General features: G+C 63.3%; 18 protein-coding genes. 5 read left to right on the top strand and 13 right to left on the bottom strand.

The genetic code is table 11. The features are described 5' to 3' along the window. Positions 1-114: 114 nt before the first annotated feature. Positions 115-1,161: a phosphate ABC transporter substrate-binding protein PstS gene (gene pstS, locus HH213_RS21860; protein WP_110848423.1), complete on the bottom strand. Its 1,047-nt coding sequence runs from the start codon at positions 1,159-1,161 to the stop codon at positions 115-117. 282 nt (positions 1,162-1,443) lie between these two features. Here pstS and ppk1 point away from each other — a divergent pair, with 282 nt between their 5' ends. Further along, complete coding sequence (gene ppk1 / locus HH213_RS21855) at positions 1,444-3,540, top strand: polyphosphate kinase 1 (RefSeq protein ID WP_110848424.1); 2,097 nt, start codon at positions 1,444-1,446, stop codon at positions 3,538-3,540. An 83-nt stretch (positions 3,541-3,623) separates the two neighbouring features. Beyond that, positions 3,624-4,091: a phosphohistidine phosphatase SixA gene (gene sixA, locus HH213_RS21850; protein WP_110848425.1), complete on the top strand. Its 468-nt coding sequence runs from the start codon at positions 3,624-3,626 to the stop codon at positions 4,089-4,091. A 288-nt stretch (positions 4,092-4,379) separates the two neighbouring features. On the opposite strand, the gene HH213_RS21845 is transcribed toward sixA, so the two are convergent. From HH213_RS21845 to HH213_RS21835, 3 genes are all read right to left on the bottom strand, one after another. Next, positions 4,380-5,489, bottom strand: coding sequence for a polyamine ABC transporter substrate-binding protein (locus tag HH213_RS21845; RefSeq protein ID WP_169113629.1), 1,110 nt, complete (start codon positions 5,487-5,489; stop codon positions 4,380-4,382). 92 nt (positions 5,490-5,581) lie between these two features. Further along, positions 5,582-6,967 carry a flagellar filament capping protein FliD gene (gene fliD / locus HH213_RS21840; RefSeq protein ID WP_169113628.1) on the bottom strand — a complete coding sequence of 462 codons (1,386 nt, stop codon included), beginning with the start codon at positions 6,965-6,967 and terminating at the stop codon, positions 5,582-5,584. An 82-nt stretch (positions 6,968-7,049) separates the two neighbouring features. Then, complete coding sequence (locus HH213_RS21835; protein WP_169113627.1) at positions 7,050-8,561, bottom strand: CoA transferase; 1,512 nt, start codon at positions 8,559-8,561, stop codon at positions 7,050-7,052. An 87-nt stretch (positions 8,562-8,648) separates the two neighbouring features. Here HH213_RS21835 and HH213_RS21830 point away from each other — a divergent pair, with 87 nt between their 5' ends. Next, positions 8,649-9,932 carry a citrate synthase family protein gene (locus HH213_RS21830; protein WP_229263103.1) on the top strand — a complete coding sequence of 428 codons (1,284 nt, stop codon included), beginning with the start codon at positions 8,649-8,651 and terminating at the stop codon, positions 9,930-9,932. On the opposite strand, the gene HH213_RS21825 is transcribed toward HH213_RS21830, so the two are convergent. The 3 genes from HH213_RS21825 to alr form a co-directional block, all read right to left on the bottom strand. Further along, a complete protein-coding gene (locus HH213_RS21825) occupies positions 9,913-10,233 on the bottom strand; it encodes a PilZ domain-containing protein (RefSeq protein ID WP_110848430.1) in 321 nt (106 codons plus the stop codon). The genes HH213_RS21830 and HH213_RS21825 overlap by 20 nt on opposite strands. Positions 10,234-10,296: 63 nt before the next feature. Beyond that, positions 10,297-11,673, bottom strand: a complete 1,377-nt coding sequence (gene radA, locus HH213_RS21820; protein ID WP_169113626.1) for a DNA repair protein RadA — start codon at positions 11,671-11,673, stop codon at positions 10,297-10,299. 4 nt (positions 11,674-11,677) lie between these two features. Then, positions 11,678-12,769, bottom strand: coding sequence for an alanine racemase (alr, locus tag HH213_RS21815; RefSeq protein ID WP_169113625.1), 1,092 nt, complete (start codon positions 12,767-12,769; stop codon positions 11,678-11,680). A 134-nt stretch (positions 12,770-12,903) separates the two neighbouring features. On the opposite strand from alr, the gene lplT reads away from it, so the two are divergent. Next, positions 12,904-14,166 (top strand): lysophospholipid transporter LplT, encoded by a 1,263-nt coding sequence (gene lplT, locus HH213_RS21810; protein WP_110848433.1) that lies wholly within the window; start codon positions 12,904-12,906, stop codon positions 14,164-14,166. A gap of 3 nt (positions 14,167-14,169) precedes the next feature. Here lplT and HH213_RS21805 read toward each other — a convergent pair whose 3' ends face one another. From HH213_RS21805 to tsaB, 4 genes are read right to left on the bottom strand one after another with little or no spacing between them, the layout of a single operon-like run. Next, complete coding sequence (locus HH213_RS21805) at positions 14,170-15,108, bottom strand: DUF1853 family protein (RefSeq protein ID WP_169115320.1); 939 nt, start codon at positions 15,106-15,108, stop codon at positions 14,170-14,172. Further along, the gene (locus tag HH213_RS21800) at positions 15,101-16,333 is read right to left on the bottom strand and encodes a uracil-DNA glycosylase (protein ID WP_229263102.1); all 1,233 of its coding nucleotides are present in this window, start codon (positions 16,331-16,333) and stop codon (positions 15,101-15,103) included. The genes HH213_RS21805 and HH213_RS21800 overlap by 8 nt, the downstream gene beginning before the upstream one ends. Then, on the bottom strand, positions 16,330-16,803 hold the full coding sequence (gene rimI, locus HH213_RS21795) for a ribosomal protein S18-alanine N-acetyltransferase (protein ID WP_169113624.1): 474 nt from the start codon (positions 16,801-16,803) through the stop codon (positions 16,330-16,332). Before rimI ends, HH213_RS21800 begins: the two co-directional genes overlap by 4 nt. Continuing rightward, a complete protein-coding gene (tsaB, locus tag HH213_RS21790) occupies positions 16,800-17,492 on the bottom strand; it encodes a tRNA (adenosine(37)-N6)-threonylcarbamoyltransferase complex dimerization subunit type 1 TsaB (protein WP_169113623.1) in 693 nt (230 codons plus the stop codon). The genes rimI and tsaB overlap by 4 nt, the downstream gene beginning before the upstream one ends. Positions 17,493-17,587: 95 nt before the next feature. Between tsaB and HH213_RS21785 the strand changes: the two genes are divergently transcribed. Continuing rightward, entirely contained in the window at positions 17,588-18,013 is a 426-nt protein-coding gene (locus HH213_RS21785; protein ID WP_169113622.1) for a thioredoxin family protein, read from the top strand. On the opposite strand, the gene HH213_RS21780 is transcribed toward HH213_RS21785, so the two are convergent. Then, positions 18,008-20,284: a xanthine dehydrogenase family protein molybdopterin-binding subunit gene (locus tag HH213_RS21780; protein ID WP_169113621.1), complete on the bottom strand. Its 2,277-nt coding sequence runs from the start codon at positions 20,282-20,284 to the stop codon at positions 18,008-18,010. The genes HH213_RS21785 and HH213_RS21780 overlap by 6 nt on opposite strands. Before the next feature lie 20 nt (positions 20,285-20,304). Next, positions 20,305-23,424 (bottom strand): bifunctional diguanylate cyclase/phosphodiesterase, encoded by a 3,120-nt coding sequence (locus HH213_RS21775; protein WP_169113620.1) that lies wholly within the window; start codon positions 23,422-23,424, stop codon positions 20,305-20,307. Positions 23,425-23,578: the final 154 nt, after the last annotated feature.

Below are 23,578 nucleotides of genomic sequence, written 5' to 3'. Positions count from 1 at the left end.
ATCTGCGCTCATATTTTTTCTCGGTGGATGTAAGCTAGCCTGCTGCGTCCAATTGGGCGTAGCAGGCTAACCCCCTCGCCGCCTGACTTGCCGGCGGCGAAGGGACGATCCGGATTAGTAGATGGCTTTACCCGAAGCGTCTTTCAGGTTGGCTTTCCACGAGTCCTGCACCAGTTTGACAACGGTGGCCGGCAGTGGAACGTAGTCCAGTTCGGTAGCAGCGGCGCCGCCGTTTTTGAAGGCCCAGTCGAAGAACTTGATGACTTCTTTGCCTTTGGCTGCGTCAGCCTGCGATTTGTGCATCAGGATGAACGACACGCCGGTGATTGGCCACGAGTTTTTGCCAGCCTGGTCGGTCAGCACCACGCCGAAGCCTGGGGTCTTGGTCCACTCGGCGCTGGCGGCAGCGGCCTTGAAGAACTCGTCGTCAGGTTGCAGGAAGTTGCCGTCCTTGTTTTTCAGCTGGGTGTGCGACATCTTGTTCTTTTTAGCGTAAGCCCACTCGACGTAGCCGATCGAACCCTTGATACGCTGCACGTTGGCGGCGACGCCTTCGTTACCTTTACCGCCGACGCCGACGATCCATTTCACAGCGGTCGAAGCGCCGATCTTGGTTTTGAATTCAGCGCTGGTTTTCGACAGGAAGTCGGTGAACAGGAACGAGGTGCCCGAACCGTCGGCGCGGTGCACCACGGTGATGTCTTCCGCTGGCAGTTTCACACCTGGGTTCAGCGCGACGATCGCCGGATCGTTCCACTTGGTGACTTTGCCCAGGTAGATGTCCGCCACAACCGGGCCGGTCAGTTTCATCTGGCCTGGGGCGACGCCGTCCAGGTTAACCACGGTCACAACGCCGCCCATGATGGCAGGGAACTGCATCAGGCCATCAGCGTCCAGGTCGGCTACGCTCAGTGGCATGTCCGATGCGCCGAAATCGACGGTCTTGGCTTTGATCTGCTTGATGCCAGCGCCCGAACCGACGGATTGGTAGTTCAGGCCGTTACCGGTGGCGGCTTTGTACGACTCTGCCCATTTCGCGTAGATTGGGTAAGGGAAGGTAGCGCCGGCGCCGGTCATATCGGCGGCGTGAGCAGCCGACGAGAAAGCCATGACAGCTGCTGCGCCGACCATCAGGGAGGAGATCAATTGTTTCAGTCGCATTTCAAGTCCTTTTTTATGACAGGTTAGGATGCTGCGAAGTCTAACGGCCATTTATGACATGTTTATGACATGGTCAAAATATTTCAAAAATAGTTAAGCAGACCGCCCTTCCCTCTGTAAACTGAGTGCGTGATCCCTCTATGTTACGCCGCCTTGTCATAATCCGCGGTCATTTATGACAGAGTCTGTCATGGGGCTGTCATATTTCTTCTTTACACTGTTGCAATCATTCTTGGCTTAAACACGCTAGAATGGAACTACCTGCAAAGTGATCAAAAACACATGAAGCCTGACTTGCATGCTGAAGTAAACAAGAACTCGGCTTTCCTGGACCGGGAACTGTCGCAACTGATGTTCAACCGCCGCGTCCTGGCGCAGGCGGAAGACCGCAGCATTCCTTTATTAGAGCGGCTGCGTTATCTGTGCATCGCCAGCAGCAACCTCGACGAATTCTTTGAAGTGCGCGTCGCCAGCCTGCTGGCGGCCGGCGCCGGCGACGGCGCGCTGTCCAGCCACCCTGCCCTGGTCGCCACGCTGTCGCGTATCAGCAATGAATGCCACGCGCTGGTGACCGACCAATATGAACTGTTGAATACCCAGATCCTGCCCGAGATGGCGGCCCACGGCATTCACCTGGTGCGCCACAACGAGCGCAACGAGGCGCAGCGCGCCTGGGTCAAGGACTACTTCGACACCGAGGTGCGGCCGCTGCTGACGCCAATCGGCCTCGATCCTGCCCACCCGTTCCCGCAAGTGGTTAACAAGAGCCTCAACTTCATCGTCCAGCTGGGCGGCAAGGACGCCTTCGGCCGTGGCACGGCGATCGCCATCGTCAAGGCGCCGCGCGTGCTGCCGCGCGTGATCCGTCTGCCGGATCATTTGTCGAAAAGCGGCGGCATGTCGTTCTGCCTGCTGTCATCGGTGATCCACGCCCACATTTCGGACCTGTTCGCCGGCCGCGAAGTGATCGGCTACTCGCAGTTCCGCGTGACCCGCGACAGCGACCTGTGGGTCGACGAGGACGAAGTCAAAAACCTGCGCCAGGCGCTCAAAGGCGAGCTGGTCGGCCGCCAGTTCGGCGCCTCGGTGCGGCTGGAAGTGGCGATGAACTGCCCGCCCGAGCTGTCACAGTTCCTGCTCGACCAGTTCGGCCTGCATCAAAGCCGGCTGTACGCGGTCAACGGCCCGGTCAATCTGGTGCGGCTGAACGAGATCATGGACCACGTCCACAATCCGGAACTGCGCTTCCCGCCGTTCTTCCCCGGCCAGGCTTACAAGCCGGGCAACCAGGATATCTTCGCTGCGCTGCGCGAGCGCGATATCCTGCTGCACCATCCTTACCAGTCGTTCCAGACAGTTATCGACTTCATCCGCAGCGCCGCCTTCGACCCGGCGGTGGTGGCGATCAAGCAGACGATTTACCGCACCGGCATGAACTCCGACCTGATGGAGTCGCTGATTATCGCCGCCCGCGCCGGCAAGGAAGTCACGGTCATCGTCGAGCTCAAGGCGCGCTTCGACGAGGAAGCCAACATCAACTGGGCCGACAAGCTGGAACAGGCCGGCGCGCAGGTGGTGTACGGCGTGGTCGGCCTGAAGACCCACGCCAAGGTCGCGCTGGTGATCCGCCGCGAAGAAGGCAAGCTGCGCTACTACGCCCACCTCGGCACCGGCAACTACCACCCGACCACCACCAAGTTCTATACCGACTTCGGCCTCTTGACCTGCCATCCGGGCATGAGCCAGGAAGTCAACGAAGTGTTCATCCATCTGACCTCGCTGACCAAGCCGCACCGGCTCACGCACCTGTGGCTGGCGCCGTTCGCGCTGCAGAACGAAATCATCAAGGCGATCCGCAACGAAGCGCGGATTGCGCGCGCGGGACGACCGGGCCGGATTATTGTTAAAATCAATGCATTGGTGGACGAATCGGTGATCCGCGCGCTATACGCGGCGTCCAAGGACGGCGTCAAGATCGACCTGATCGTGCGCGGCGCCTGCACCCTGAAGCCGGGCGTGCCGGGGCTGTCGGAAAACATCAAGGTGCGTTCGGTGATCGGCCGCTTCCTGGAGCACAGCCGCATTTACTACTTCCGCAACGACCTGGCGCATGATACCTATCTGGCCAGCGCCGACTGGATGAGCCGCAACCTGTTCCGCCGCATCGAAGTCGCCTTCCCGATCCTGGACAAGGCGCTCAAGCGGCGGGTGATGGCCGAGGGTTTGACGCCGTACCTGAAGGACAATATGAATGCGTGGGAGCTGGAAGCGGACGGCCACTACCAGCGCCGCAAGGCGCGCAGCAAGCAGGCGCCGTTCAGCGCGCAGCAGCATCTGATGGAAACGCTGGGCACGCCCAACGCCCATCTGGGAGAATAAGCCGCCGCGCGCCGGGAGGGGCGCGGCGACATCTGCGGGATCTGTTTTCTAATGTGTTTCCAGCTATAACTCAGGAGAAAAGCATGGATCTCATTTTGTGGCGGCACGCCGAGGCCGAAGATGCGGCGCCCGGCATGACCGATCTGGAACGGGCGCTGACGGTCAAGGGCCAGAAACAGGCGCGTCGCATGGGCCAATGGCTGAACTCGCAGCTGCCGGACAGCTGCCGTATCCTGTCCAGCCCGGCCGTACGCACCTTGCAGACGGTTGAGGCGCTGGGCCGCAAATTCAAAATCCATACCGACCTGGCGCCGGGCGCCGATCCGGCCGACATCCTCAAGGCGGTCAACTGGCCGGGCAATAAAGAGTCGGTGCTGGTGGTCGGCCACCAGCCGACGTTGGGTCAGGTGGCGTCGATGCTGATGACCGGCGATGACCTCGAATGGGACATCCGCAAGGCCAGCGCCTGGTGGTTCGCGCAACGCGAACCGGGCGATCCGCTGAGTGTGTATCTGAAAGCCGTCATGGCAGCCGACCTGGTCGTGAAATAGGCTTGTAAAGCCTCCGCCATCTGCTAGAGTTTAATTGTATCAACTACTCGGGGGAGGCCATCATGATGTTCACCTTGCTCACCATGGGGATGTTCGGGGGCATGATCGCCCTCGTGGTCTATGAACTGGTACAGGAAATGCGTGGCAGTAAAAATCGCTTGCTGGACCGGTATCACGACTAGCATCCACCTACCCCGCAGCTGTTAGCGACGCGCGTGCATCGCCGCTTAGGGGTCTGACCCCGCACGGGGTCAGACCCCATCTGGCCATGCGGGGTAAAAAGGCGCGTCAAACGCCAGTTTTGAACTTGGTGTAGATGCGCGTGATATTGCGGCGAATATCCGCCGGCACCGGCTCCGGCGCAGCCATCTTCTTCTTGTCCTCGTCCGACAGGAACACCGTCTTGTTGCCGGCGATATCCTTGCGCACGAACTTGACGCTGGCCGCGTTCGGGTTGGCGTAGAACACCTTGTTGGTCAGGCTGGCGTGGACTTCCGGGCGCATGATGTAGTTGATCCACAAATGCGCATTGTTCGGGTGCGGCGCATCGGCTGGAATCGCCATCGTGTCGAACACCAGCGCCGCCGAAGTCTTCGGCACCAGCACTTCGATCACATTGCCGTTCTTGGCGTCAATGGCGCGCTGACGCGCGATGTTGATGTCGCCCGACCAGCCCAGCGCCACGCATACGCCGCCGTTGGCCAGGTCATTGATATAACCAGACGAGCTGAACAGCGTAACGTAAGGACGGATCGCCTGCAGCACCTTGCCCGCTTCCACGTAGTCGGCAGCGTTTTTCGAGAAAGCCGGCTTGCCGGCGTAGATCAGCGCCGGCGGCAGCACTTCCGACGGCGAGTCGAGGAAGGACACGCCGCACGATTTCAGCTTGGACGCATACTTCGGATTGAACACCAGCTCCCAGGCATTGTCCGGCATCGGCATGCCGCCCAGCGCGGCCTTGACCTTGTTGACATTGATGCCGACCGTGGTGTAACCCCACAGCCAGTCGACCAGGTAGTCGTTGCCCGGATCGATATTGGCCAGCTTGGCCTGGATGGCCGGGTCGAGATTTTTCAGATTCGGCAGCTTGGTCTTGTCCAGCTTGCGCAGCTGCTTGGCATCGATCTGCAACCGCGCCCATTGGGCGGTCGGCACCACGATGTCGTAGCCGGACTTGCCGGCCACCAGCTTGGAGTTCAGGATTTCGTTGTTATCGAACAGGTCGTAACGGACCTTGATACCGGTTTCTTTTTCAAAATTCTTAACCGTATCCTCGGCGATGTAGTCCGACCAGTTGTAGATATTGAGGACTTTTTCCTCTTGCGCAACGGCACCTTGCACCGCGCCTACCATCAAACCAGCAGCCACCAGCGCCGCGCCAACGAACTTCCCTGCCATAACACCTCCGAAAATGGATACACGCACAAGCCGTGATGATCGGGCATAGCCGGTCCGGATGCAAGGGATTCGTTACGAAACCCGTGCGGCGCTCAGCCCAGCATGTCGAACAGGGTGCCGGTACCGGTACTGGTGCCGTTCAACGCGCTGCCGGAACCAGTCTGGGCCTGGGCGGTGTACAGCGCCGCCAGCGCGTTGGCCTGGGCGGTCAGCGCCTTGGTCATGCTGGCTTTCTTGGCGGTCAGGCTCTTGATGTCGTTGGTGACCAGCGAGGTTTCCTTGTTCAGCACGCTGCTGGTCGAGCTCAGCGAGCCGGCCTTGGCCGACAGCAGGTCGGCGATGCCACGGCCGTCGCTGGTGGTGAATAGCTTGGACACGGCGGACGAATCGGTGGTCAGCGCGGCTTGCAGCTTTTTGTCGTCCAGCACCAGGTTGCCATCCTTGTCCTGGCTGAGGCCGGCGGCGGCCAGCTTGGTGACCGAGACGCTGCCGCCGCCGGTCTTCAGCAGCTGGCTCATCTGGTTGACGGCCTGGTTCATCGCGGTGTCGGACTTGAGGTCGCCCTTTTGCAGCTTCTGCATTTTGGCGTTGAGGTCGTTATACGCGGTGACCAGCGATTTCAGGTTGTCGCTTATCTGGCTGGCGCCGGCCGCAACGGTGACGTCGCTCTTGCCGGCCGTGACCAGGTTCAAAGTGGCGCCGGCGATGGCGCTGTCCTTGATGGTATTGCTCGCGCTCTTGATTTCCTTGCCGCCGTCGACGGTGAGGATGGCGTCCTGCGCGGCGCTGGTCTGCGTGAGTTTTTGGGTGCCGGTCGGATCGTAGGCCAGCAGATTCTTCAGTGCGGCGTCGCCGCTGACGCTGATGCGCATGCTGTTGGCGGCGCCGGATTCGCCCGCGATCGACAGTGAATATTCGCCGTTCTTGCCCTTGACCACGCTGACGTCAACGCCAGCCGCCTTGAACGCGGCGGCGATGCCGTCCGGCGTGTTGTTGCTGGCGTCGATGGTGACACTCTTGCTGGTCAGCGCTGCGTTGGCGACAAAGCCCTTGTCGCCGCCGGCGGTGCCGAAGTCGATCTTGACGGTGGTGGTGGCGCCGGTGCCGACCTTGCCGTTGGCGTCGGTGGCGAAATCATCGCTGGTCAGGAACTGGCCCTGGGCTAATTGCTTGACGTCTACCGCGTAGGTACCGGCCTTGGCGCTGCCGGTCGAGGTGGCTGTCAGCACCGACTTGGCCGAGCTGGCGGCGCTGGTGCTGAGGCCATCACCAGTCAGCCCGGCCACCAGTTGCTGGAAATTGGATAAGGCGCTCTGTAACTGTCCCAGCGCCGACAGCTTGGTCTGATCCTTGGTGATGGACGCGTTGACCTTGTTGGCAGCGGCGGATGCCGGGGCCATGGTTTGCGCGACGCGGTTGTACACGTCGGTCGAAACGCCTGAGCTGGTAGAGCTAGTCGTATTGCTGATAGTTGTCATGATGGGTCCGCCATGTTGGTACTTACATAGTATGCAACATGGATACATGCACCAAAGCGGTGAATAGAGATAGATTCTACCCTTATTCCTGGCGCCAGCGCGCTGCGGATGAGCCAAGGCTGCTTGCCGGCCGGTCCCAGGCCATGGCGGCGCCGGCAATTTCCACCGGCGGCCGGTAGCGGCGCGCCGGCCCCCACTCGGTCTGCTCCAGCTGTGGCGCGAAGTCGCCGTCACCGGTTGGTGCGAGGGTATTGACCAGCGGCGCGGCGGCAGGCGGATGCGCAGTCGAGCCCGGCGATGGCGTGACGCTGGACGCCGAGTCGGCGACGCAGGCGGACGGCAGCGCGTCTGTCAGGAGCAAGGCAGTGCGGGCCAGCGACAGCCGGGCGTGCAGCGTGCGGCCGTCATTAAGGCGGGCAATCAACGCGCGCACCACAGCGGCGGCCATCAGATAGCCGGTGGCGTGGTCGAGCGCCTGCACCGGCAGCGGCACCGGCTTGTCCGCGCCTTGCATCTGCATGCCATGCTGGGCTATGCCACAGCTCATTTGCACCAGACTATCGAAACCGCGCCGGCCGGCCAGCGGGCCGGTCCAGCCGTACGCATCCAGCGAAACGTCGATCAGGCCCGGATTAAGTTGCCGACGCATTTGTTCACCAAAGCCCAGACGCTCTAGCGCATCCGGTCGATAGCCGTGCACCAGCACGTCAGCCTCCGCCAGCAAACCTTCAAACACGGCGCGATCGGCCGCCTGCGTCAAATCCAGACGCGCGCAGCGCTTGCCAAGCGACACCTCCGGAATCACGCCCGGCTCGTTCCAGCTGGGTGGATCGATCCGCAGCACGTCGGCGCCGTAACCGGCTAGGAAGCGCGTCGCCACCGGACCGGCCAGCACGCGCGTCAGATCCAGCACCTTCAGCCCAGCCAGTGGCCGGCCCGCAGTCCACATCCATGTTCGCCGGCCGCCGCCGGCTGCCGCAGCGGCGGCGCCATCCGCGCGGCCGCGCGCTTGCTGGCTGCCTTGCGCTGCGCTGTTCGGCGCTGCGGCCCAGAAGTCGATCAACGGCTCCCTGGCGACGCTTTGGCCTTGCGGGTGTACCCGCCACTCGTCCAGCGAACGCATCACCGCTGCGCAACCGCCTTGCGCCACCACCGCCGCCTCCAGCGCCAGCCCGGACCAGCCGGCCACCGCCCGCGCCACCGCAGCACGCTCTGCGTGGCAACCAAGCACCGCCAGCGCAGCCGCGCGGTGATGCGGCGCGTTGGTGTGCAAGCGTATCCAGCCGTCGGCAGTCGCATAATCGCCGGCCACCGCGTCCCACAACGGCGGCCGTTCCCAGCCCACCGGATCGATTGACCAGCTGAACCACATTGACGCCAGCCGCCGGTCCACCAACACGCGGCCCGGCGCAGAACCTTGCGCCAGCATCAACTCGCGCACCGCCAGCGCCGCCGCGCCGACCGAGGCCGCCGCCAGACCGGTCACGTCAAAGTACGACGGCAACGCGCCCTCGCCCACCAGTTGCACGGCGTCCAGCGCCGCAGCGGGCAAGTCCAGCGCCGGCCAAACGGCGTTCAGCAGGGAATCAGGCATGACAGCTCCAGGTAAGTTATGCTTGCCCGCAGCTTAGGACTGCTGGTCCACAAGCGTCAATCTTGACTTGAAGTGTCAACATAGGAAATGATGATGGCCTGGATGACCGCCGCCGAGGCTTTGGACGTGCTCAACGTTCGTCCGCAAACGCTGTACGCCAACGTCAGCCGGGGAAAGATTCGCGCCAAGGCGGATGGGGATGATCCGCGCCGCAGCCTGTATCACCGCGACGACGTGCTGCGCATGGCGCGCCGCGCCAACGGACGGCGCAAAGTGGAAATCGTCTCCAGCGAGGCGATGCAGTATGGCGACCCGGTGCTGCCGTCGGCCATCTCCACCGCGCTGGACGGCCGCCTGCTCTACCGCGGCCACGACGCCGCGACGCTGGCTGAGAATGCCAGTCTGGAAGAGGTCGCCGCGCTGCTGTGGGAATGTCCGCCAGATGAAGCGGCCACCATCTGGGCCACCAGCGCCAGCCAAACCACAGCAGACAGCGCCAGCGGGCAGATGGCCGCCGACAGCGCGCTGGCGGCCGGCCTGCTGATCCTCGCCCGCCGCAGCGCAGTCGATGCGCCCTCGCTCGGCCGTCCCGTCGCCGAGCTGCGCGCCGAAGCCGCCGGCGTCCTCGCAACACTGGTCGACGCCATGACCGATGGTCGCAGCGCGGCGCCGGCCGGCAGCACTGCCGGCCACACCGCGAGCGCCGCAAGCGACGGCAGCTCGATCGCGTGCGGCCACGCCACTGACGGCAACGTCGGCCCCATCAGCCGCCGTCTCGCCCACGCCTGGCATGCCGAAACGCATGAAGACCTGATCCGCCGTGCGCTCGTACTGATGGCCGACAACGAACTAAACGCCTCCACCTTCGCCACCCGCGTCGCCATCTCCACCGGCGCCTCGCTGGCAGCCGGTGTGCTGGCCGGTTTCACCACACTCACCGGCCCCTTGCACGGCGGCGCGGCGCAGCAATTCGCCCAACTGATCACCCAGGCGAACGCCAGCAGCCCAGCCCAAGCCGTCCGCGACTGGCTGGCCAGCAACCGCGCCCTGCCCGCCTTCGGCCACCCGCTTTACCGCGACGGCGACCCGCGCGCCCAGGCCCTGATCAAACTGCTACCGAAGATGGAACCACATGCAGCACTGGCCGTGGCCGCAGAACAAAAGGCCGGCGAGCTGCCGAACATCGACTACGCCCTCTCTCTACTGACCGCCACCTGCGGCCTGCCGAAAGACGCCCCGTTCGTATTGTTTGCTGTAGGTCGCTGCGTCGGCTGGCTGGCGCACGCGCTGGAACAGGTGCAAGCCAACCGACTGATCAGGCCACGCGCCCGTTACACCGGGCCCGCGCCTGTCACCGCAGGAATTTATTGACGGTGGCCATGGTGGCCATGTCTGGATTCATGAACTGGAATCCGATTTTGAAGTGGTCACCGCTGAAAATGCAGTAATTCACCCGCGAGCGGCAAGACAGCACCTGCGCCTTGCCCTCGACGAACAACTCAAACGACACCATGCCGATATCGCCCGCCGCCAGTTTATGATCAAACGTGAGCGACAAGCCAGTGCTGGCGATGTCCAACGTGCGCCCTTGCATGGGCGGCATGCCATCCATCACCACGACTGCCTTCGAACGCACGATCTTGCGCGCGCCTGTCCTTTGATCGACTACCACTTTCTTATCCCTTTAGTTACGTAATGTGCACTATTAACGATTACAACACGTAACAATACAACGTTATTGGATTTCGCGCAGCTTATTGAAGGCATCATCGATTCGATCAACAGCAATAATTGTCAGGCCGTCAATCGGCTGCTTGGGCACGTTGGCGCTAGGGATCATGGCGATCGAGAAGCCCAGCTTGGCCGCCTCGCGCAGCCGCTCCTGGCCACGCGGCGCGGGCCGGATCTCGCCTGCCAGGCCGACCTCGCCAAACACCACGAAACCGCGCGGCAGCGCCTTGTTGCGCATCGACGAGTTAATCGCCAGCAGCACCGCCAAGTCGACCGCCGGCTCGCTGATCTTGACGCCGCCCACCGCATTGATGAAAACGTCCTGATCAAACGCCGCGATGCCGGCGTGACGGTGCAGCACCGCCAGCAGCATCGCCAGCCGGTTCTGCTCAAGCCCGACCGACAAGCGGCGCGCGTTCGGCAGATGGCTGGCATCCACCAGCGCCTGGATCTCGACCAGCAGCGGCCGCGTCCCCTCCTGCGTCACCATCACGCAAGAGCCCGGCACTTGGTTATCGTGCTGCGACAAGAACAAGGCCGACGGATTCGACACGCCCTTCAGCCCCTTCTCCGTCATGGCAAACACGCCCAGCTCATTGACCGCGCCAAAACGATTCTTGATCGCCCGCACCAGACGGAAACTGGAATGGTTGTCGCCCTCGAAGTACAGCACGGTATCGACAATGTGCTCCAGCACGCGCGGACCGGCCAGCGCGCCTTCCTTGGTCACGTGGCCGACCAGAATGATGGTCACGCCGGTCTGCTTGGCCACGCGGGTCAGTTGCGCCGCGCATTCGCGCACCTGCGCCACCGAACCGGGCGCCGAACTCAAGGCATCGGAATACACGGTCTGGATCGAGTCGATCACCGCCACTTCCGGCTTCAGGTCCGCCAGCGTGCCGAGGATTTTCTCCAGCTGAATCTCGGCTTGCAGCTTCAGGTCGCGCGCGTCGACTTGCAGCCGCTTGGCGCGCAAGGCGATCTGCGCGCCGGATTCCTCGCCCGACACGTACAGCACCTTTTTCATATGCGACACATTGGCCAGCGCCTGCAACAGCAAGGTCGACTTGCCGATACCCGGATCGCCGCCGATCAGCACCACACCGCCCGCCACCAGGCCGCCGCCCAGCACGCGGTCGAACTCCTCGATGCCGGTGCCGAAGCGCGGCACGTCGATGGCGTCGATGTCGGACAGCGATAGCACCGGCGCGGTTTGCGCCAGCGCCAGGTGGGCAGGTTGCGAATAGCGGTTATTGCCGACGGTCTCGACCGGCGTTTCCACCATCGTGTTCCACTGGTGGCACGACGAGCACTGGCCGGTCCACTTGTTGGCGATCGCGCCGCACTCGTTGCAGGTGAAATTGGTTTTTGCCTTGGCCATCCGTTTAACCTTCCACCACCGGCACGCGCGGCGCCAGTGCACACATCAACTCGTAGCCGATGGTGTCGGCGGCCTCGGCCACCTCGTCAATCGGCAAGCCACGGCCCCACAGCGTCACCTTGCTGCCGAGGCGGGCCTGCGGCAGTTCGGTCAGGTCCACGGTCAGCATGTCCATCGACACCCGGCCGACCAGACGCGTGCGCACGCCATCGACCAGCACCGGGGTGCCGGCCGGCGCCACGCGCGGATAACCGTCGGCATAGCCGCACGCCACCACGCCCACGCGCATCGGCACATCGGCCTTGAAGCGGCTGCCATAGCCGACCACCTCGCCGGCAGCGATGTCCTGCACGCCGATGATTTCGCTGCTCAACGTCATGGTCGGCTGCAAGCCAAAGTCATCGGCAGTGCCGCCGCCCGGTGTGCCGCCGTACAGCATGATGCCGGGACGTACCCAGTCGCTTTTTAAATCAGCATGCAGCAGCACACCGGCCGAATTGGACAGGCTACGCGGACCCGGCAAGCCAGCCGCGCCGCGCTCGAAGCGGCGCAACTGTTCGCCGATCGGCAGCAGCGGATGATCGATATCGTCGGCATTGGCAAAGTGCGTCATCAACGTGATGCTGGCGACACAGGCAATTGCGCTCAGCCGCGCATGGGCAGCCGCGAACGCCTCCGGCGTAAAGCCGAGACGGTTCATGCCGGTATTCATTTTGAGGTGCAGGTCAAAGCGAATGCCACGCGCGCTCAGTTGCGGCGCCGCCGCTTCCAGCCACGCCAGCTGCTCGTCGCAATGGACTGCCGCCTGTAAGTTGTGGTCAGCCATGGTGACCAAGTCTTCCGGACCGAAGAAACCTTCCAATAACAAAATCGGCTTGGTCCAGCCCAGCTCGCGCAGCTTGACCGCGTTGTCGAATTCGATCAGCGCCAGGCCGTCGGCGGCGGCAAAAGCGCGCATGGCGCGTTCCAGACCGTGGCCATAGCCATTGGCCTTGAGCACGCCCCAGGCCTTGGCGTTGGGGGTTTTGGCCTTGGCCAGCGCCAAGTTCTGCTTCATGGAATCAACGTGAATAGTTGCTAAGATCGGCCTCGGCATACGACGCATTTCTACAGAGTAAACGAAGGCGCTATTTTACCGCCTGCGGCCCAGTGCGCACCGCTCAATTCTTGGGGGTTACGATCAAAGCATGGTATAAAGCAAGCCAGATAAGTTTTCCAGGCTATCCCAGAATGAATCGTGGTTTCTATACCATCATGGCAGCGCAGTTCTTTTCGTCATTGGCGGATAATGCGCTGCTCTTTGTTGCGATCGACCTGCTGGTAAACATGAAATCTCCAGGGTGGATTACGCCGCTCCTGAAGCTGTCATTTACCCTCTTTTATGTGCTGTTGGCTGCATTTGTCGGCGCTTTCGCCGATTCCATGCCCAAAGGCAAGGTTATGTTCATCTCCAACCTGATCAAGGTTGGCGGTTGCCTCCTCATTTTCGCTCACGTTCATCCATTGCTGGCGTATGCCATCGTCGGCTTCGGCGCGGCTGTGTATTCGCCGGCCAAGTACGGCATTCTGACCGAGCTGCTGCCGGCTGAAAAACTGGTGGCGGCCAATGGCTGGGTAGAAGGCTTGACCGTGATTTCGATCATCTTCGGCACCGTCATGGGCGGCGCGCTGGTGGGCGACCGCGTATCGTCGATGCTGCTGGGCTTTGACCTGCCGCTGATCGACACCGGTATCGAGACGCCGACCCAGGCCGCGCTGTGCGTGGTGGTCGGTATCTATATGCTGGCGGCACTGTTTAATACGCGGATTCCGGACACCGGCTGCAAGTACGGCCACCAGGAACGTAATCCGATCAAGCTGATCACCGATTTCGCCAACTGCTTCAGCATGCTGTGGAAAGACAAGCTCGGCCAGATTTCGCTGGGCGTGACCACGCTGTTCTGGGGCGCGGCGCAGACGCTGCAATTCATCGTGCTGGAATGGGCCAGCCGCACGCTGCATCTGAGCTATGAGCAGTCGACCAGTCTGGTCGGCGTGGTGGCCATTGGCGTGGCGCTGGGTGCGGTTATTTCGGCGCGCTTTGTGTCGCTGCGCAAGTCGCTAACGGTGATTCCGGTCGGCATCGCCATGGGCGTGATCGTGATGAGCATGACCATGGTGCATTCGGTCAAGCTCGCCTATCCGCTGCTGGTGCTGGTGGGGCTGCTGGGCGGCTTCTTCCTGGTGCCGATGAATGCGCTGTTGCAGCACCGCGGCCACGTGCTGATGAGCGCCGGTCATTCGATCGCGGTGCAGAACTTTAACGAGAATCTGTCGATCCTGACGATGCTGGCGGTGTACTCGCTGATGCTGCGCGCGCACTTGAACTTGGACATCATCATTCTGCTGTTCGGCCTGTTCCTGGCTGGCACCATGCTGTACATCCTGCGCAAGCATCAGCGCAATCAGCGCGAGTTCGATTCGGTCGCGCTGATTGGTGAAGCCAAGCACTAAGCCTTAGGCTGGCAGCACGCCGTCATGGCGGCGCTGCGCAGCCTGTGCGCGCCAACCGTCGGGGACGATAAAGCCCCGCCGCTCCTCGATCAGCCACTCCCCTTTTTCCTGCAAGGCGACAATCATCACCGGCACATCCTGTCCGGTGACGGCCGCCAGCAGCGCTTCGCGGTCCACGCTATTTGCGACCGCCGTCTTCAACGGCGCCAGCCATTGCAGTCGAGGCAGGATGGCGTAACGCTGCTGCGGCAGGGTTTGCGCTGCCTGCGTTTGCGTCATCCAGAAGCCGTGACAGTGCTGTTGCGAGATACCGGGCATCGGCTGCACGCCGTCCGGATAGAACAGCCAGCCCTTGACCAGCGCCTGCGCGCGCGCCACCGGCTGCGGCAGCATGGCTTGCGCCGCCGGGTGCTGCGACAGCGACAATTGCTTGTCGAAGATCTTGCGCATTTTGAGGCCCAGCGTATCGGCCAGGTTGGGGCCGATCAGGCCGTTGAGGTTGTCGGCGCCGTCCAGCAGGTAGAACTTGGTGGCGAACTCGATGTGGACCAGCTGGTCGCCTTCGTGCAGCAGAAAGTCAAATTCGCCGATGGTGTCGGTGCGGTCGGCGCGAACTTGCAGGCCGTGCGCGTACAACTGGCCTTGCTCCGCGAAGTAGAAGGCCATCAGCTTTTCAGCGTACAGGCCGAGGCGGGAATAGTGCTTGCCGCCCAACGCAGCCTCCAGCGGCGACGGGTCCTGCTCCAGCGCGTTCAGCCATGCTTGCGTGGCTGAAGATACCGCGCCCAGCGTGGCGATGCGGCCTTGCCAGTGGGGCGATGCTGGATCGAGCAAATCAGGCGCTTCCAGCAGCCACGCCAGTGCGCGCACATGCGCATGCGTCAAGTGCGGCCAGCGGCTATCAAACAGGGCTTGAAAGCTGCCGGCCAGCGGGTCAGCCATCACTGGCTTTCGCCAGGCACAGGTCGGCCCAGGCTTTGGCTTTGTCTTCCGGTTTGCGCAGCAGGTCGTCCGGGTGGTAGGTGGCGACGACTGGCAGCCGATTGGCGCCGTAGTACATCACCTTGCCGCGCGCAGCTGGTCCCATCATCAGGCCCTTGGCGGCGAACTGGCCGAACGTCATGGCCATCGTGGCGCCGGTCAGCGCCAGTTCGCGCTCCAGATACGGACGGCAGGCGATGACTTCGTCGCCAGTTGGATTGCGCTCCGGCGGACGGCATTTGACCACGTTGGTGATGTAGACGTCGGCTTCCGGCTTCAGCTCGATGGCTTTCAGCATGTTGTGCAGCAGCTGCCCCGCCTCGCCGCTGATGGCTTGCACGTCCTGCTCGTCGGCCACAGACGGTGCGGCGGCGATGGCGATCCAGGTCGCGCGCTCGGCGCCACGGCCGTTAACGGCGGCAACGCGCGTCTCGCACAGCCGGCAGCGGGTGCAGGACGACACGGCGGCTTGCAGCGTCGGCCAGTCCATGCCGGCGATCGCTTCGTCGCTGACTGGCGTGGACGCCAGCTCGGCCGCAGCGTATGAGGCGGCTGCCAGATCCGATGGCGCGGCTTCCGATAGCGATGCATCCGCCGCTGCGTTGGCGGCAGAGCGCGATGGCGTGGCGGACGGCGGCGGCATAGGCGCGTCATCAAACCAGGCGGTGTCTTCTCGCGCCGGTTCGGCTTCCATCGGCGCAGCGGCGCGGGCAGCAGGCTTTGCTGGTGGCGCTGCGCGCGGCGCGACGGGCGGTACCGGCGCATCGTCAAACCATGCCATCGAATCGTCGTCAGACGTGGCGGCGAACGCTGCGGGCGCCTGCACCGGCGGGACCGCACGGGCGACGGCTGGCGTATCTGCCGCAGCGTTGGCTTGCGGCTCCGGCGGCACCGACGGCGCCATAGAAGGCGCTGCGCGCGCAACTGCATGCGCGGTGGCGGACGGCGCTGGCGGCATCGCAGCGGGTGCGGCGACGCGCGGCGCGGGTGCGGCAACTGCCGGCGTCACGGCAGCCGGCGCGGCGGCCGATGGCGCAGCATCCTCTGGCCAACCATCCGCCAACGCCTGCACCGCCGAAACGAACGCATCGCCCTCGGCCTCCGCCGCCCCACTGCGCAATTTCCATTGCACGCCAACCCCCATCTCCTGCAGGAAGGCCGTGCTACGTGCCGAAGACTGACTCATACCTTGAACCGCATCACAATCGCGTCCTCGCGTTGCTGGTGGGCCGCCGGGTAATATCCCTTACGGCGGCCGATTTGTTTAAATCCATAGCGCTCATAAATCTGCAACGCCCGCGTATTCGATGGCCGCACCTCCAGCAACACCGACTCCATGCCCAGCCCGCGCGAACACGCCACCGCCTGGTTCAACAAAAACCGGCCCAGGCCCTGCCCCTGCTTCTCGGCCGACACCGCCACATTCAGCAAATGCGACTCATCCACCACGGCCATCAACAGGAAATAGCCCAGCAGATGACCATCGCGCTCGCGCAGCACCCACGCCTCGTAATTGCTGTTGAGCGAGTCGACAAAATTGGCCATGGTCCACGGATACGGATACACACTCTGCTCCAGCGCGAACACCTCGTCGAGGTCGGACGCCTGCATCGGCTCGTAATTGAGCCGCGCCAGATCCCAGACCGGCGCCGTCATGCGCCGCCTTCCTTCGCAGCGGCCATATCGCGGCGCTCGGCCTGCGTGTAGGCGACCTTGTTCCGCAGATACAGCGGTTGCGCCTCGGCCGCCGTCACCGTGTGACCGGCGGCGAACGCCACCGCCGCCAGCTGCGCGATCTGCGCGGCATGCGGCATCACCTCGGCAAAGCCGCCGGCCGGGAACGCCTCGGCATACGCGGACAAGCCATTGCCGCACATTACCGGCGAACCTTGCGGCTGGACGTCGGCCGGCGCCGACAACACCGGCGGCGATACCGCCACCAGCACGCCATTGTCAAAGCGATACTGCGCCCAGTAGACCTCGCCCATGCGCGCATCCAGCACCGCCAGCACCTCGGCGGCGCCATGCTGCTGATGGCAGGCCAGGGCCATCGCGTCCAGCGTCACCACCGGCACGGCCGGCAGCTTGCCGCCGAACGCCAGCCCCTGCGCCACGCCGCACGCAGTGCGCACGCCGGTAAACGAGCCGGGGCCGGAGCCGAAGGCGATCGCATCGCACTGCGGCAAGCTGATGCCGGCTTCGGCCAGCAACTCCTGAATCATCGGCAACACAGCCTGGGAATGGGTACGCACGCCGCTGGAGACGCGGCTCAGGACGTCATCGCCCCGCAGCAGTGCGACGGAAGCGGTTTCGGACGAGGTTTCAATGGCAAGAATAGTAAGCATGCCGTATTTTAACCCGCCGCGCTGGCAGGCGCGACCCCGCGCGGCCATGTAGAATACCGTTTTTGGGCCGAGCACGCCCTGATCCGACCACGCCAATGCCTAGCCTGACCCTGAATTCCGACAACCGCGAAGAAATCGCCGCCGCCCTGGCCGGCGACCGCTGGATCGTCGCCTGCCTGTGTGCCGCCTGGTGCGGCACCTGCGAATCCTACCGCGCCACGTTCGACGAACTGGCGGCGCGCCATCCGGACAAACTGTTGATCTGGATCGACATCGAAGACCAGGCCGACGTGGTCGGCGATCTGGACGTGGAAAACTTCCCTACCTTGCTGATCCAGCACCACGAACTGGTGGCCTTCTTCGGCACCATGCTGCCGGACGTCGGCGTGGCCCACCGTTTGGTGCAGTCGACCGCCGCCCAGAGCGACGAGGAATTGCAGGAGCTGATTATCAACAACAGCGAGCGCGCCGACTGGCAGCGCAACTGCAACCTGCGCACCCTGCTGCGCAACGTTTTATAAAAGTGTCAGCGGCAGGCTGCGAAGGCGTTTGCCGGTCAGCTTGAAGACGGCGTTGGCGACGGCCGGCGCAATCGGCGGCGTGGCCGGTTCACCCATGCCTTCGGGATGCGCGGTGCTTGGCAGGATGATGGTCTCCACTTCCGGCGCCTGGTTCAGGCGCACCACCGGGTAGTCGTGGAAGTTGCTCTGCTCAACCTTGCCGTCCTTGATGGTGGCGGCGCCAAACAGCGCCGCCGACAAGCCAAAGATCACACCCGATTCGGCCTGCTGCGCGACGATATTAGGATTGACCGCCAGCCCGCAATCGATGGCACAGACCACGCGATGAACGCGGATCTCCGTGCCTTCCACCGACACTTCCGCCACCTGCGCGACGATGGTGCCGAACGACTGGTGCAGCGCCACGCCATGCGCGCGGCCTTGCGGCGCCGTGCCGGCCTTGGCCACCGCCGCATTGAGCACCGCCAGGTGGCGCGGGTGCTGCGCCAGCAGGTCGCGACGGAACGTCACGCTGTCCTTGCCTGCCGCATGCGCCAGTTCGTCGATAAAGCTCTCTTTGAAGAAGGCGTTATGCGAATGGCCGACCGAACGCCAATACCCCAGCGGCACCGCACTATCCACGATCACATGACGAATGCGCTGGTTGGCGAAGTGGTACTGCATATCGAATTCGCCTTCGGCCGTGGTCTTGTCCGGGCCTCCTGCTGGCAGCCCCAGATTGCGCTTGAAGAACTGGTGGCCGATCGAGCCGCTGGCCGACTTGTTATCGTAGCCCAGCACATTGCCCGCCGCGTCCAGCGTGGCGCTGAAGCGCGCCAGCGCCGCCGGGCGATAGACGTCGTGGGTGGTGTCGTCCTCGCGCGACCAGATCATCTGCACCGGGTAGCCGTCCGCCTGCTTGGCGATAGCCACCGCCTGCGCCACCATGTCCACATCCAGCCGCCGGCCAAAGCCGCCGCCTAGCAAGGTCACTTCCAGCACCACGTTATCGGCCGAGACGCCTCCTACCTTGGCCGCCACCTCCACCGCAAAACCCGGCGACTGCGTCGGCGCCCACACACGCACCTTGCCGTCCTTGACCTGCGCGGTGCAGTTGACCGGCTCCATGGCTGCATGTGCCAGATATGGCGCGCGGTATTCCACGTTCAGCGTTTTGGCGACGCCGGCGGCCTTGCCTTCCACCGCATCCATGTCGCCGGCCTGGTAGTAGGCGTGGCCGTCTTCCTTGTCGAGGCGCGTGGCGAAGTCGGCGTAGATGGCGTCACTGGACAGCTTGGCCAGCGGACCGTCATTCCATTGGATCTCCAGCGCCAGCGCGGCCTGCTTGGCTTGCCAGTAGCTTTTGGCGATGACCGCTACGCCGGCGCCGGCGCCGGTCTTTTCCGTCAGCGAGGCGGAGTAATCGACCACCTTGACCACGCCCGGCATCTTCAACGCCGCCGCACTGTTCACGCTGGCGACCGTGCCGCCGATCACCGGCGACATGCGCACCGCCGCATACAGCATGCCGGCCGGCCGCGCATCGATGCCGAAGATGGCCGTGCCATTTACCTTGGAGGGCGTGTCGCGGCGCGGCTGCGGCTTGCCGATCAATTTGAATTCCTGCGGCGTCTTGAGGCGCACTTCGCCAGGCCTGGCGTTGACGGCTTTGGCGGCCAGCGCGCCATACGCCAGCTTGCGGCCATCCGCATGCAGCACGTGGCCGTCCTCGGTGCGGCAGTCCACTACGCTGACCGACCATTCGGTGGCGGCAGCGGCGACCAGCATGGCGCGCGCGGTGGCGCCGGCTTCGCGCATCGGCTCCCACGCGTCCTTGACGCTGGAGGAGCCGCCGGTGATGATCAATCCCAGTTCGCGCGCGACCTTGCCGACCACCCAGCTGACGGTGGACTTCAGGCGTCCCGTATCATCCGGATGGAATGGCAGTCCGTCCTTGAGCATGGCGATATTGCCGAAGATTTTATCGATGGGAGCCTGCACCAGGCGCACTGCGGACAGCGGCACATCCAGTTCCTCGGCCACCAGCATCGGCAGCGCGGTGTACACGCCCTGTCCCATTTCGCTGCGCGGCATGGCGACGGTCACGGTGCCGTCCTTGCCGATGCCCACCCAACCGTTCAAGGCCACGCTGTCGGCATCCAGCGGCAGTGGATGACTGCCATTCAGGCGCTGGCGTGGCGGCGTTAAGCCCCAGCCAACCACCAATGCGCCACCCACCGCCAGGCCGCCCAAGATAAAGCGGCGGCGCGATGGTTTTTTCGCTCCCTGCATAAACGTCTCCTGCTTGGTTTTTATTTTTTCCAGCGCACCAGCATATCATCCGCCAACACCGGGCGGCTGTAGAAGTAGCCCTGCGCCAGATTGCAGCCATGACGCAGCAGGAAGGCCGCCTGCTCTTCGGTCTCCACGCCTTCGGCGATCACCGACAGGTTCATGCTCTTGCCCAGCTGAATAATCGCAATGGCAATCGCTTCGTCATTCACGTCGGTCGAGATGTCCTTGATGAAGGAGCGGTCGATCTTCAGCGTTTGCACCGGCAGCTGCTTCAGGTAGGCCAGCGACGAGTAGCCGGTGCCGAAATCGTCAATCGCCAGCGCCACCCCGATCGAGTGCAGGTCGTTGATGAAGACCATGGCGTCGCCGGTGTTCATGATCACAGACTCGGTCACTTCCAGTTGCAGGCGTTGCGGCTCAAGACCCGTGTCGCGCAGGATGTCGGCCACCATGTTGACAATGGAGCCGCGCTCGAACTGCTTGGCCGACAGGTTGACCGCGATCTTGGGCACATGCAGGCCGGCGTCCTGCCAGCGCACCATCTGGCGACAGGCTTCGTGCAGCACCCACTTGCCCAGCTGGTTGATGAAGCCCGTATCCTCGGCCAGCGGAATGAAGCGGATCGGCGGGATCAGCCCCAACTCCGGATGGTTCCAGCGCACCAGCGCTTCCACCCCCACCAGGCGACCGGTGTCGATTTCCACCTGCGGCTGGTAATTGAGGAAGATTTCTTCCTTCTCGATCGAGCGGCGCAGGAAGGTCTCCAGGCGCAGGCGCTCGACGCCCTCTCCGGTCATCGACGGCGCGTAGAAGCTGAAGCCATTGCGGCCGCGCGCCTTGGCCTGGTACATGGCCACGTCGGCGTTACGGATCAGCATATTCAGGTCGGCCGCGTCGTCCGGGAACAGCGAAATGCCCACGCTGCAGGTGACGAACAATTCGTGGCCGGCCACCATGAACGGCTCCTCGAACATCTGCACCAGCTTCTCGGCCACCTGGCTGGCGCCGTACTGGTTCTCGATATTCTCCAGCAGCACGATGAATTCATCGCCGCCCAGACGCGCCAGCGTATCGCCTTCGCGCAGGCGGTCTTGCAGCGCCTTAGCCACTTGCTTCAGCAGCTCGTCGCCGATGTGGTGACCCAGTGTGTCATTGACGTTCTTGAAGCGATCCAGGTCGATGAACAGCAGCGCCAGTTGTTCGCCGTCGCGCGCGGCGCGCAGCAAGGCGTGCTGCAAGCGGTCGTGGAACAGCAGGCGGTTCGGCAGCGCCGTCAAGGGATCGTGGTGCGCCAGGTGGTCCAGCTTTTCCTGCGACTCCTTGGCCTTGGTGATGTCGCTGAATACGCCGACGTAATGGGTGGCGCGACCGCGCGTGTCGCGCACCGCGCTCACGGTCAGGAATTCGAGGTACATCTCGCCGTTCTTGCGCACGCTCCAAAGCTCGCCGCGCCAGAAGCCTTTGTCCATCTGCTCCTGCCACATATCTTCGTAGAACGACTGTTCGTGGCGGCCGGAGCGCGTCAGCGTGCGGTCGCGGCCCATCGCTTCGGCCTCGGTGTAGCCGGTGATCTGGGTGAAGGCCGGATTGACGGCGACAATGGTGCCCTCAGCATCCAGCACCACCACGCCGTCGGCAATGTGCTCGATGACTGTGGCGGACAGGCGCAGTTTTTCTTCCGCTTCCTTGCGCGCGGTGATGTCGGCATACACCCAGATGCTGCCTTCATTGGCGCGGTTCTGGTCCAGCGCACAGCCGCTGACCATGCACCAGAAGGTGCTGCCATCCTTGCGGCGGTACTGGCGTTCCTCGCTGAAGTAGTCACCTTGCGCCAGCGATGGATACTGGCGCGCGCCGGCAGATTCGTACTCGAACGCGGTCATGAAAACGATCGAGGTCGAGGCGCCGGTCATCGCGCCCGCTTCGTAGCCGAACAGTTCTTCGCAGCGGCGGTTGACCGAGACGATGGTCCGGTGGCGAACGAACATCACGCCGAACATCACGTTGTCCAGAATCGCGCTCTGCTCGGCCAGCAGCGCTTCGATGCGCATTTCATTATGCTTGCGCTGGCTGATGTCGGAGATGATGCCGTCTACCCATGGCGCATCGCGGTCGGCCTCGGAGGGCTGTGGCTGGCCGTTTTCCTGCACCCAGCGCACCGCGCCGGCGGCGTCTTGAATACGGTATTCGATTTCGTACGGCTGTCCGTCGCTAATCGCCTGAGCGATGACGCGGCGCTGTTTCTTGCGGTCTTCCGGCGCAATCAGATTGGTCCAGGAATGCGTAGTGCTGCGCATGAATTGCGCCGCCGAGTAGCCGGAGATGTCGGCGATGGCGTCGGAGACGAAGTCAATCGGGCCGTCCGGACGGAAGCGGAACACGGCGCCCGGCACCTGCGTGACGATGGTGCGGAAGCGTTCCTCGCGCTGGCCGATGTCCTCGAACAGGCGCTTGATCGCCACCCGCATCTGCTCCAGCTGCTGCGCCAGGCGGCCCAGTTCATCGCTGCCGGTGACGTCCAGCCGGGTTTCAAAGTCGCCGTGCGACAGGCGGTCGGAAAAGCGCATCAGCTTGCGCAACGGTTTGATCAGGCGCGCATTCAGGAACAGCACGATCAGCAGCAGCGAGACGGTCAGCTGCGCCGCCAGCACAAACACATAGGACAGCTGCTTCTCGCGCAACTCCTGCTGGCTGCGGGCATCATCCATTTCCACCATGATGCGGCCGATGCGCTCGCCGCGCACCAGGATCTCGCGATCGGCACGATAAACGTTACCACTGGCCACGCGCGGCGAGCGCACGTGCATGAATTGGGTATCGGCCTGGCCGACCACCTGCACTTGCAGCACCGAACGGTCGCGCATCACCGACTCGACCAGCGAGTGGGCCGATTCGGCATTCATATTCCACAGGGATTCCTGCATGCCCAGCGCCAGGATGTCGGCGTTGCGCTGCAACGATTCGTTCAGCGCAACGCGCGCCGACTGCTGCTCGTGCACGCCGATCAGCAGGTAGCTGCCGATAATCGCAGGGATGACCAGGCCGCCGAATACCACCAACAGCAGAGCGCCATAGATGGACAGGCCATACAGCGCACTGAGGCGGGCGCGAAGTCTTTGGTAAATCGTGCTAGTCATGCACCGGCACTGCGTATTGATTAATTTGCATCATCAGTCTAAGGTTGTTACTTAGTAGGAATTATGCACGGAATAGCTACGCAAATATGCAAAAAAAATGCCAGAACCGGCAAAAATCCCACAGGCGCGCTATGATCGCGGCTCTTTTCCCACA

The organism is Duganella dendranthematis (assembly GCF_012849375.1).
GTDB classification, from domain to species: domain Bacteria; phylum Pseudomonadota; class Gammaproteobacteria; order Burkholderiales; family Burkholderiaceae_D; genus Rugamonas; species Rugamonas dendranthematis.
The sequence above is the reverse complement of the archived record's forward strand: the minus strand, read 5'-3'. Positions and strand labels throughout refer to the sequence as shown.

Excerpts from the sequence above, each read along its gene's own strand:
- pstS (WP_110848423.1), bottom strand. The coding sequence starts at position 1,161 with ATGCGACTGAAACAATTGATCTCCTCCCTGATGGTCGGCGCAGCAGCT.
- ppk1 (WP_110848424.1), top strand. The coding sequence starts at position 1,444 with ATGAAGCCTGACTTGCATGCTGAAGTAAACAAGAACTCGGCTTTCCTG.
- sixA (WP_110848425.1), top strand. The coding sequence starts at position 3,624 with ATGGATCTCATTTTGTGGCGGCACGCCGAGGCCGAAGATGCGGCGCCC.
- HH213_RS21845 (WP_169113629.1), bottom strand. The coding sequence starts at position 5,489 with ATGGCAGGGAAGTTCGTTGGCGCGGCGCTGGTGGCTGCTGGTTTGATG.
- fliD (WP_169113628.1), bottom strand. The coding sequence starts at position 6,967 with ATGACAACTATCAGCAATACGACTAGCTCTACCAGCTCAGGCGTTTCG.
- HH213_RS21835 (WP_169113627.1), bottom strand. The coding sequence starts at position 8,561 with ATGCCTGATTCCCTGCTGAACGCCGTTTGGCCGGCGCTGGACTTGCCC.
- HH213_RS21830 (WP_229263103.1), top strand. The coding sequence starts at position 8,649 with ATGATGATGGCCTGGATGACCGCCGCCGAGGCTTTGGACGTGCTCAAC.
- radA (WP_169113626.1), bottom strand. The coding sequence starts at position 11,673 with ATGGCCAAGGCAAAAACCAATTTCACCTGCAACGAGTGCGGCGCGATC.
- alr (WP_169113625.1), bottom strand. The coding sequence starts at position 12,769 with ATGCCGAGGCCGATCTTAGCAACTATTCACGTTGATTCCATGAAGCAG.
- lplT (WP_110848433.1), top strand. The coding sequence starts at position 12,904 with ATGAATCGTGGTTTCTATACCATCATGGCAGCGCAGTTCTTTTCGTCA.
- HH213_RS21805 (WP_169115320.1), bottom strand. The coding sequence starts at position 15,108 with ATGGCTGACCCGCTGGCCGGCAGCTTTCAAGCCCTGTTTGATAGCCGC.
- HH213_RS21800 (WP_229263102.1), bottom strand. The coding sequence starts at position 16,333 with ATGAGTCAGTCTTCGGCACGTAGCACGGCCTTCCTGCAGGAGATGGGG.
- rimI (WP_169113624.1), bottom strand. The coding sequence starts at position 16,803 with ATGACGGCGCCGGTCTGGGATCTGGCGCGGCTCAATTACGAGCCGATG.
- tsaB (WP_169113623.1), bottom strand. The coding sequence starts at position 17,492 with ATGCTTACTATTCTTGCCATTGAAACCTCGTCCGAAACCGCTTCCGTC.
- HH213_RS21785 (WP_169113622.1), top strand. The coding sequence starts at position 17,588 with ATGCCTAGCCTGACCCTGAATTCCGACAACCGCGAAGAAATCGCCGCC.
- HH213_RS21780 (WP_169113621.1), bottom strand. The coding sequence starts at position 20,284 with ATGCAGGGAGCGAAAAAACCATCGCGCCGCCGCTTTATCTTGGGCGGC.
- HH213_RS21775 (WP_169113620.1), bottom strand. The coding sequence starts at position 23,424 with ATGACTAGCACGATTTACCAAAGACTTCGCGCCCGCCTCAGTGCGCTG.